This is a genomic window from Mesorhizobium sp. M7A.F.Ca.US.005.03.2.1, from assembly GCF_003997795.1.
Lineage (GTDB): Bacteria > Pseudomonadota > Alphaproteobacteria > Rhizobiales > Rhizobiaceae > Mesorhizobium > Mesorhizobium ciceri.
The window spans coordinates 1-5000 of the sequence record NZ_RZRP01000019.1 but is presented as its reverse complement, the minus strand read 5'-3'; the positions used below and the strand labels follow the sequence as shown (position 1 = coordinate 5000).

Sequence of the window (5000 nt, the reverse complement as noted above, 5' to 3'; positions counted from 1 at the left end):
GTTGATGGGCGTGGCGCTGTTCGCCGCTCTTGACGGCCGCCAGCAGCTGGCCACCCCACCCGAGATCGCCGAGTTGATCAGCCTTGCCGGCAACGGAGATTCCGGCGAAGTCGCCAAGACGACCAGGCTGGTGGCGCCACGTCAGATCGCAAAGGCCAAGGACCGCCGCCGCATGGAAGTGTCGATGGTCACCAAGGTCGGCGACCGCGACGTCATCCACACCATGCCTTTCGTGCAGATCAAGATGGCCCTTGCCGCCGGCCACACCACCAGCCGCGCCTACCCCCCCTTCGACCCGATGCAAGTGTTCGGCGACGACGGCGACGACAATGCCCAGCCGGCGACGGCCTCGGCCGCTTCCGGCCAGATCTACGGCGCCAAGGTCGAAAGCGAGATGAGCCTGAAGACCGTCGATTTTCCGATCGACACGGCTTCCTTCGACGAAAAGAGCGACCTCTCCGCCGACGAGGTGGAAAAAGTGGTGCGCGAGGCCGGCACCGACCTCAGCGACGGCGCCGTGCAGGTCGCTTCGCTCCACTATGTCGATCCGCAGCGATTCGGCGAAGCCTTTGCCGAGAGCATGGCCGGCTCCTACGACGTCAAGATCGTGCCGGAAAACGTCTCGGTGGCGCCGCGAGCCACCGTTGACGACCAGGCGCCGGCTTTCGCCGAGGAAATCATCCCCTTCACCAAGGATCTCGACGTCACCGAGGCTTTTGCTGATTCGGGCTACACAGGGGAAGACGCCACCGGAATGGCCGAAGCCATAGCCAAGTTGCTCAATGCGACGGCGCTCAAGGCTGGAACCGTGCTACGCGTCGGCCTCGAGGTTCACGGCGATGCCGCCAAGGTCGTGCGCACCAGCGTCTACGACCGGACCCAGCACATCGTCACCATCGCGCTCAACGATCGCGGCCAGTATGTGCCGGCGCAGGAACCGGATCCGAACCCCGAATTGCTGACGGCCTTCGATGATTCGTCGGCGCCGGTGGTGGTGCGCGGCAACCTGCCCAACGTCTATGACGGCATCTACCGCGCCGCCTACTCCTACGGCATGTCCAAGGCGATGACGCAGCGGTTGATCAAGCTGCTGGCGTCCGACGTCGACTTCCAGTCTCGCCTCAGCCCCGCCGACCGCATCGAAGTCCTGTTCTCGCAGCCCGACGGCGACGATCAGACCTCGGACAGCTCCGAGCTTCTCTACGTCTCGGCGACGTTCGGCGGCCAGACCCGCAACTTCTACCGCTTCCAGATGCAGGACGGCGGCACCGACTATTTCGATGAGGACGGTTCGAGTGCCGAGCAGTTCCTGTTGCGCAATCCCCTGCCCGCCGGGAAATTCCGCTCCGGGTTCGGCGCCCGCAGGCATCCGATCCTCGGCTATGTCCGCATGCACACCGGCGTCGACTGGGCAGCCCCCATCGGCACGCCGATCATCGCCGCCGGCAACGGCACGGTCGAGAAGGTCGGCTGGGCCGGCGGTTACGGCAAGCAGATCATCATCCGCCACGCCAATGGCTACGAAACCTCATACAATCACCAGAGCGCCTTTGCCAAAGGCATCGAACCGGGCGTGCACGTCCGCCAGGGCCAGACCATCGGCTTCCTCGGCCAAACCGGCCTCGCCACCGGCCCGCATCTTCACTACGAGCTGATCGTCAACGGCACCAAGGTCGATCCGATGCGTGTCCGCCTGCCGGTCGGCAAGGTGCTGAAGGGCGATGACCTCGTCGCCTTCAAGCGCGAACGCGAACGCATCGACGAACTGTTGAAGCAGGAAGACAGCGATTCGCTGAAGGTTGCGAGCGCCAAGATCGATGGTTGATCGGCTTCAGCCTGGCGTATCTTCGGCCTTTCGCGGCCATGGCAATCGATCACCGGGAATGGTCGTCCAGGCGATGACAGCCGCAAGCAGGCAAAGCAGCGCGGTCACCGAAGAAACCGCGGCAAACGCGGCGTCGCTGGCGGCGAGCCTTGTCGCATCGATGGCCGGGGCAAGCCCGGCTGGCGCCGGTTCACCAAATCCCGGGATGCCGGAGGTTGCGCTCGCGTCCAGTGCATTCGCGTAGACCCACGCGGCAAGCGAGCCCATCGCCGCCACCGCGATCAGACCGCCGATGCGTGAGACGGCATTGTTGATGCCGGAGGCCGCCCCCGTGTCCTTGTCCTCCACCGCCGTCATGATCGCGGTCGACAAGGGCGACACGACCAGAGCCATGCCGAGCCCCATCAGCCCCATCAGCGGGAATGTTCCCGTCCAGAAATTGTGGATGCCGGCGTAGGTGAGCAAGGCCAGCCCGGCAAACGCAAAAGCCACGACCAGGCTGCCGCAGGCGATCGGAAAACGCGGTCCGATCCGGTCCGACAGCTTGCCGACAGGTCCCGACAAAAGCGCGATCGATGCCGACAAGGGCAGGAAGATGAAGCCGACCTCGGCCGTGCTCAGCCCCCAGCCGGCGATCAGCAGCATTGGCAGATAGAAAAGGTTGGCCGACAGCGCAAAATAGAGGAAGAACGTCGCCACATTGGCGCCGGCGAAAGCACCGACGCGAAACAGGCTGAGGTCGATCATCGGCTCGCGCTGACGAAGCTCGAAGACGATGAAGACAGCCAGCAATACGACGCCGGCGGCAATGCTCGGCCCTGCCATGAGGCCCTCGCCGCTGGCGCTCATCGAGGTCAGCCCATAGGCAAGCGCACCGAAAGCCAATGTCGCGAGCGCTGCACCGCCGAGATCCAGGCTGCGTTTCTCCGTCGGCGCATCGGCCGGAACCTTGGCCAGCAGAAGCCAGATCGAAATCAAGCCCAGCGGCAGGTTGATGGCGAAGATCGCCCGCCAGATGCCGTCACCGAAGGCCGACAGCACGAAGCCGCCGAACACCGGGCCAAGTGCCGTGGTCAGCGCCGAAGCCGCCGCCCAGATGCCGATAGCACGGCCGCGTTCTTTCTTCGGGTAGGCCTTGGCGATGATGGCGAGGCTGCCAGGCACCATGATTGCCGCACCGATGCCCTGCAACGCGCGAAATGCGATCAGCACAATTGCATTCGGCGCCAGCGCACAGGCAAGCGAAGCGAGGATGAACAGCGCGATGCCGGCCACGAAGGCGCGGCGCAGACCGAATCGGTCGCCGGCAGCGCCCCCGGCCAGGATCAGCGCCGAGAGCGTCAACGCATAGGCATTGGAAATCCACTGCGCCTCGGCAAGGCTTGCGCCGAGATTGACGCGGATCGCTGGTGTAGCGATGGCCAGGATGGAGCCGTCTATGAAGCCAAGCGCCGAGGCCAGAATTGCCGCGACCAGCACAAATCGTCGCCGCGACTGCGGACAAAACGTTCCATTCGTGACCGGATTGGTCAGCGGGACGGCGGCGGCTTCACTTGGTGAATGCATGAAACCTTGCTTAAACCCCTGGCGCACCGGCAACAACCAGCCAGTGGCTTGCTGTCGCTGAAACCAGCCGTTTGGCCAGGGTCGCACCCTGTCAGGTGCAAATGGCGGCAACCATGCTAGGTTTCCGGAAGGTGCCGAGGGGGAAACATCGATGAAGCGGCCACTTGAAGCATCGGCTGAGGGACGCGGCCGTATCGTCGGGATCACCGACGGCGTATTCGCCATCGCGCTCACCCTGATCGTTCTCGAAATCAGGGTGCCGGCGCACGAGGCGATCCATTCCGAACGCGAGCTGCTCGCCGCGATCGCCGACCTGGCGCCGCGTTTCCTGACCTACGCCTTGAGCTTCCTGACGCTGACCATCTTCTGGTTTGGCCAGCAGGCGCAGCATGGTCTGATCGCCAAATCCGATCGACGGCTTGCCACGCTGAACCTTTGCTTTCTCGCCTTCATCGCCTTGCTGCCCTTCTCGACCGACCTTCTGGCCGACTTCCTCGAGTTCAGAACCGCGGTGCTGGTCTACTGGCTCAATCTGCTGGCGCTCGGCGTCACGCTGTTCGCGAGCTGGCGTTATGCGGAGAAAAGCGGCTTCGTAGCAGAGGATGTCGATGCGGAAACCAAACGCACGGTCTATCTGCGCATCATCAAGGCACAGATCCTGTGGGCGGCCGGTGCCGCACTCTCGCTTGTCAGTCCCTCGCTCAGCGTCGGCTTCATCCTGATCGTGCAGTTGGTCTATGCCGCCGCGCTTCGCGGTTCACTGCTGCGCAAGGTTATCGGCTGAGGGCCCGCCGACAAACTCCACCGTCACGCCCGGCGAAACCAATTTGGCCAGCTCCCGCGCATCCCAGTTGGTCAGGCGTACGCAGCCATGGCTCTCGGTCTTGCCGATCTTCGACGGATCGGGCGTGCCGTGGATGCCGTAGGTCGGCTTATCCAGGGCGATCCAGACCGAACCGACGGGACCGTTCGGGCCCGGCGGAATGGTCAGGACCTTGTCGTTTTGACCCTGCTTGAAATTGATGCTGGGATTGTAGGTGTAGTTCGGATCGAGCGCCACGCGCGACACCGTGTGTATGCCGGACGGTGACGGCGTATCCGACGAGCCGATGGTTGCGGGATAGGCGGCGACCAGTTTGCCGCCGGCGTCATAGGCGAAAACCTCTTTCTTGTCCTTGTCGGCGACGATACGCGCCACCGGCGTCGAAACCAGCCTGCCGAAATTGGCGACCTTGATGATCGTGCCGGGACGATTGAAATCGACCTCCGGGTTGAGCGCCTTGAGATAATTCTCGTCCATGTGAAAGCGCTCCGCGAGCGCCTCGGTCACCGACGTATAACCCATGCGGTCGAGTTGCGCCTTCTGGCTGTAGTCTTCCGGGATCGACGCGACATAGGGACCGGCCGCGTCCTCCGCTGTAATCGTGTAGTTGGCGAAGGCATCGCCGCCGGATTGCGCAAGTGCCGCTTGGATGGCGACCGCGTCGGTCGATCGCAGATTGGCGCCGGTGATCTGGTTGTAGGCGGCGAGCGCCTTGTCGACATTCGAACCGAAACGCCCGTCGATGACGCCAGGCGAAGCGCCACCCCGGTCGAGCAGCACCTGAAG

General features: G+C 63.8%; 4 protein-coding genes (1 of these 4 running past the window's edge). 2 read left to right on the top strand and 2 right to left on the bottom strand.

Annotation, left to right across the window (positions count from 1 at the left end):
- On the top strand, positions 1–1825 hold the 3' portion of the coding sequence (locus EN991_RS02200; protein ID WP_027163525.1) for a M23 family metallopeptidase. 143 nt of this gene lie to the left of the window's left edge; only the last 1825 of its 1968 coding nucleotides appear in the window; its start codon lies off the left edge, out of view; the stop codon is at positions 1823–1825.
- A gap of 6 nt (positions 1826–1831) precedes the next feature.
- On the opposite strand, the gene EN991_RS02195 is transcribed toward EN991_RS02200, so the two are convergent.
- Positions 1832–3391, bottom strand: coding sequence for an MFS transporter (locus EN991_RS02195; RefSeq protein WP_127368056.1), 1560 nt, complete (start codon positions 3389–3391; stop codon positions 1832–1834).
- A gap of 151 nt (positions 3392–3542) precedes the next feature.
- Between EN991_RS02195 and EN991_RS02190 the strand changes: the two genes are divergently transcribed.
- A complete protein-coding gene (locus EN991_RS02190) occupies positions 3543–4175 on the top strand; it encodes a TMEM175 family protein (RefSeq protein WP_127368055.1) in 633 nt (210 codons plus the stop codon).
- Here EN991_RS02190 and EN991_RS02185 read toward each other — a convergent pair.
- Positions 4149–5000: L,D-transpeptidase (locus EN991_RS02185; protein WP_164768830.1), on the bottom strand; the 852-nt coding region annotated here is incomplete at its 5' end. The genes EN991_RS02190 and EN991_RS02185 overlap by 27 nt on opposite strands.

Excerpts from the sequence above, each read along its gene's own strand:
- EN991_RS02195 (WP_127368056.1), bottom strand. The coding sequence starts at position 3,391 with ATGCATTCACCAAGTGAAGCCGCCGCCGTCCCGCTGACCAATCCGGTC.
- EN991_RS02190 (WP_127368055.1), top strand. The coding sequence starts at position 3,543 with ATGAAGCGGCCACTTGAAGCATCGGCTGAGGGACGCGGCCGTATCGTC.